Origin of the sequence: Bradyrhizobium sp. Leo170 (assembly GCF_004296405.1) — a bacterium.
GTDB lineage: Bacteria > Pseudomonadota > Alphaproteobacteria > Rhizobiales > Xanthobacteraceae > Bradyrhizobium.
The window spans coordinates 1-5,242 of sequence record NZ_PSRR01000461.1; the positions used below are offsets into that span (position 1 = coordinate 1).

Annotated in this window: 1 protein-coding gene; it reads right to left on the reverse strand. The window is 63.8% G+C overall.

What is annotated here, in order from left to right; all coding sequences use genetic code 11:
- Window positions 1-133: 133 nt before the first annotated feature.
- Window positions 134-5,242: filamentous hemagglutinin family protein (locus CWO89_RS40335; RefSeq protein ID WP_165421524.1), on the reverse strand; the 5,109-nt coding region annotated here is incomplete at its 5' end.

Below are 5,242 nucleotides of genomic sequence, written 5' to 3' on the forward strand. Positions count from 1 at the left end.
CCTAGAGCGTGATGATTTTTCTTCGAATCATCATCCCGCTCTATCTTTTTGTTTGAGCATGATCTTTTCGGAAAACCGGTATCCACTTTTCCGGATCATGCTCTAGCTGGCCCCGACCTGTCACGTACCAGCCTCACAGGGCCCCGGACGCATCCATCTGCTTGGTCAGCTTGCTTCGCTCCTCCGTGGTCAGCTCATCTGCCTGCTCGGCCGCACCCGGGCCGTTCCCAAGGACCCGAAGCATACCGTTCGGATCATACTGTCCGCTCTGACGCGCAGGACGTCGTCGTTCGTCACGCGGCTGATCGCCTTCATCCTGCGGGCCGCCGAAGCCGAGGAACTCGACGATGATGACCGACGGCTGGGCGTCAGCCGGACCTTGCCGCGGGACCGCAGCCTGTTGCGCCGCGGCTCCGGCGGTGCTGTTCGCCGCGAGCGCATTGCTCACATTCGGCGCCTCGATGATGGGAACGCCGGTGACGGTCCCTTGCGCCTGGATGTTGCCGGCATTGATGATCTGCAGCGCAGCCAGATTGACATTGTTGGCGCGGATGCCGGCTTCGCCCGCATCGATGGTGCCGAGCGGAGCAACCAGATTGACGTCGCTTGGCGGTACGTCCGGGAGAGACCTGATGGCGGCAATGCCCGCGCCGCTCGACGGCATCGGCGGAGAGATGGTCACGTTGCCGTAGCGGTCATAGCTGCGGAGCGGCGGCGTGAAGATCTGCGTCGTCTTGGAGCCGCGGCCGGCATTGATATCGCCTTCCGCCGACCAGATCAGGATATCGCCGCCGTATGTGGTCATGACGCGGGAGAGGCCCAACAGGACGCTGCCCTTTGAATACATCTGGATAGCGCTGTCGGCGCCCATCGTGATCAGACCGGCATTGGGGCCGGGAGCGATGCCTTCGACGCCGACCAGTGTCTGTCCGCCGGGCGTCAAGGTCTGGATCGCGCCGCCGAGTTCAGTGCGGATACCCGCATCCCGCAGGATCTGTGGCCCGGTCGGATTGTCCGGATTGGGCGTGAGCGAGCTGAACATCGTGATGTCGCCGTGATAGGCGATCGGCCGGCCTGCGGCGTCGTTGCCCGGAAACAGCGTGGCGATGGCCTCGCGGCCACGCACGTAGCTGCCGGCACGGCGACTGTCCTGATCGTTGTACTCCTTCCCGCTGATATCGAGCTCGGCGTAATAGACCTGCCGGACGAACACGCCTTGCTGTTCGGCAGGCAGCGCCACGAAGAACGCGAGCGCCTCCTCCTTGGTGCCGGTGAAGACATATTGCTTGCCATTGGCGATATAGGGGTGCTCCGGCGAGAACCGCTTCGTGAGCCAGGTGAACAGGTCGTCTTCATAGGTCTTGGCCACCTTGCCGGGCTGGTCGGCGAGCGGCCGCGCACGATCAGCGAGATTTGCTGAGTCAAAATAGCGCTCGGCGAACCCGGAATAGTTCGGCCCGCTTGTGCCGACGCCCGCAGTGACCGTGATTCCGGCGCCGCCGCTGCGATTCTCCGCGGCCAGCGGATCGACGTCCGGAAGCATGCCGATGCTCACCAGCAGACCCTTGTCGGCCTGGTACACGTTGCGGCCGGCGGTGATGTCGAACTGTCCGGGTCCGGCGATGCTGTACTTGGCGTAATAGATGTCGCGGCCGGCCGAAATTACCGAAATATCGGTTTCATGGTTGTGCAGGATCAGACTGCCGGACGAGCGATCATTGGCTGCGTCGATGATGTCGCGGCCCGCCATGATGCGCACCGGCTTTGCCGCGACGTAGTATTTCGCGGACGAGACGTCATACGGATTAACCGTCGAAATTCCTCCGGTGGTGAGGCCAATAATGTCGCCATTTGCCGCATAGAAGCGCACGGGCTCGGGATCGGCGGCGTGCAATGTCGCGGTCGGCGTGTCCGCGATCGGCGTATCGAGAAAGAACGTGAATGGGCTGAGACTCCCAAAGGCGCCAGCGGTCAGTAGCGCCGGGGTGACGTTTGTGATCGGCTGGCCGGTGATGGGATCCGGTATCGGCTGACCAGGTGCGCCGGCGTAGAACGCCGGCTTGAATGGATTCGCAATCGAATTGGCATCGGCCCTGGCGCCGGAGATGCTGACGGAGAAGCCATTCGCGTAGATCGAGCCGCGTGCCAGCAATTCGAGCTGGCCAACCGGCGACGGCGCTAGTTCGAAACCCCGCAATGCGCCGTAGGCCGAAACTTCACCGGGAAGAAGGATATCGCCGCTCGCGGCAACAGCGCGGAAGGTCGGCGGGGCGTAGGTCGGATCCCAATTATATGCATTGCCAGTAAGGGGCGGTTGATAGTCGAACATCGGCATCAGATTGCCACCTGCCGCGAACAGGTCGATCGAGGTGGTCGGACGCCAGAGCGAGAACCACGAATTGCCGCCATGATCGTAGGGAATCTGCGTGCCATCCGCGGCGGTGTAGAGGAAAGGCGTGGTGTTTTGGACAGGTAGACGGCCGGGATCGGCGGTGCCGGCCAGAGCCAGATCGCCGCGGGTGGTCAGCGTCGCCGCCGCATCGCCAAGGACGACGAACAATCCGTCACTGTATCGCGTCTGGTAGGCGACTAGCGGATCGGGGGCGCGCGGATCCACGGTACTGGCCTCATACACAGGTGCGAGCGTGCCGATCGCGCCAGCCGCCAGATCAAGCCGCCCGCGCAGATTCGTCAGCGTGGCACCCGGTCCGTTGAAGGACATGCCGCCGTGCAGTGTGCCGCCGATCTTGATGGTCAGGTCGCCTCCGCCGGTGAGATCCAGCGTTCCGCCGGTGACCCGATCACCATCCATGGTGACGGATGTCACGCGTCCGGTTCCCCCGATCGCCACGTCGAGCGCCGTATTCGGCGGATAAAGACTCGTCAGGGCACCGATATCGCCAGCGGCTGAAACGGTCACGTTGCCGCCGCCAAGTGCGCCGAGGCCGCTGAAGCCGGTCAGCGTCCCCAACGTCTGGCTGCCATCGTTCGGGTTGACGCCGTTGGAGTAGAGTCCGAAGTTGATCCACCAGGCCGTCGCCTGGCCGGCGATGTCCCCGCCCTGCCGCCACAGCCAGTTGCCAACCGCATTGCTGGTGCCGAAGCTCAGGCCGGAAATATTGCCGCCGGCCGAGAGCAGCACGTTGCCGCCGTGATCTGGATAATAGGCCTGATAGAGCGTCCCGTCGGGCAGCGTTTTGCCATCGGCGCCGCGCGGAAGCTGGTATTTCGGATCGACCGCAGCAGCCTGAGTGCCGGCGGTGTAGACGCCATAGAGTGAGTATTGCGTGTAGTTGCCCCCCGCCAGCAATTCGAGATCACCCGTGCCGGTGCGCAGCACGCTGAAAATCGGCGACCCGACCCTGAAACCTGGACCGCAGATTTCAGGAGCATAGCTGCACCAGAAGACAGGATCGTCGCTGGGATCGACTCCCTGCGAGTTGCCCGGGAGAATGACGAGCCCGACAGCTCCCGAGTAATGGGTGTCGGCCAGGTTGATGTCTCCGCTGCGGCCCGGCTTCAACGTGCGGGTGTCAGCCGACCTGAGATCGGCACCGGCTGCGAGCCGCATTGACCACGACAGTGATCCTGCGGAAAGCATGGGAGCGCTCCCCCAGACTTTACCCTGGCTTCCATCCGCTCCAGGCGCGCGCAGCGGGACAAATGGGTTGATGACGCGCTCGCCGCTTGGGTCGATCGTGATAAAACCGCCTTCGGAAATCTGAAGCAGTCCTGGAAGGATTGAGCCGGCGGGAATGGTTGTATCCTGCGTGACTTCGACAGGAGCGCCATCAGTTAAGAACACCGACAAAGGAGCGCCTGCTGGCCACAGCATCGCCTGAATTGGCACGTTGACCGGCAGGAGAGTGCCGGCACTCAGTATTGTCCCGGCCGGAAGCTCGGTGCCGCCAGGGATGACCTGTCCTTTGGTAAAAGTCTGGCCGTCCGGGAGCCGAATCGTGGCTCTTGCAACAACGCCGCCAGCAGGAACGGTGACTGAATCGGCGAGCGTGACCTCCGTCGGGATCACCGCGCCCGCGACCACGGTCATGTTACCGAGCGGAATGGCGAAGTTCAGGGAATCGACGCCGCCGAGCATCGTCCCCGCCGCGATGGTCACGCTGACAGGGAGCTTGAGGTCGACACTGTTCGCATCCGTTCCCTGATAGCCCGGCCTCGTGAGATACCAGCCATTGTCGCCGTCGGGCGTTGCCACCGGCTTGCCGAAGCCGTCGGTGACGCTGCCGTAGATGTTGAGATCGCCGCCGGCGCGGATGACAATCGAGCCCGGCTCGCCTGCCCCATAGGTCGGCGACATCGGATTGCGATCCGCATTGGAGCCGTAGCGGTATCCGGCAAGGTCGATATCGCCCTGCACAGTCAGGTCGCCATCGTCGGTCGCGCTTCTGATCTCGACGCCGGGTCGCAGATGGAAGGCGTTTCCATACGCCTTGAGACCGGCGATCTTCGACTGCAGCGCGCCATTCAGCCAGGCCGCATCAATGAATGCGGTGCTGTCGGCATCGATGCCGTCAAGATAGTCCTGGGTGATGATCTGGTTCGGACGACCGCTGGCAGTGGGGTTGGGATCGAGAGGCGCATCGTTGTAGCTGCGGAATCCGTTCAGCGCGATGCTTTGCGCGCCGCGAATATCAAGCGGCCCTGCCGCGGAGACGGCAATGTCGTTGGCGCCGTCGCCCGTACCGTTCACGCCGCCGCGACGCGGCGCGTTCAAGATGATGCCGCCGCGCGCGACGGTGTCCGCCGACCGCACATCGATCGAGGCGCCGGCCGCAAGATCAAGAGTGCCCTGTCTTGTCGTCAACTCGACAACGGCGCGGTTGGCCGCTTCGATCGGCTGGCCGTAGCTGTCGATGCGCAGCACCGTGCCATGCGCGTCGAGCATCGATCCCGGTGCCAGGGTCAGGTTGTCGCGTGCGGAAAGCCTGATGGAGCCGACCTCAGCGCCACTGGCATCGATGCGGCCCACCACGGTAAGGCTGCCGCCGTCGACCGAGACGGTGACCTCGCGCGCCTTCACCTCGTTGCCGATGGTGAGATCGCCCTGCTTGAGCACGAAGCTGCGCGCGCCGATGACACCGCTCTCGGTCAGGCGCCGGTTGAGACCGACGAAGTCAGCCAACGTCTGGGCGCGAATGCCGATGCCGCCCCGATCGTACGGAACGATCGCACCCCCGCCCGCGTCATGGCCGCCGCTGCTGTCGCCCTTGATCAGGCCGGC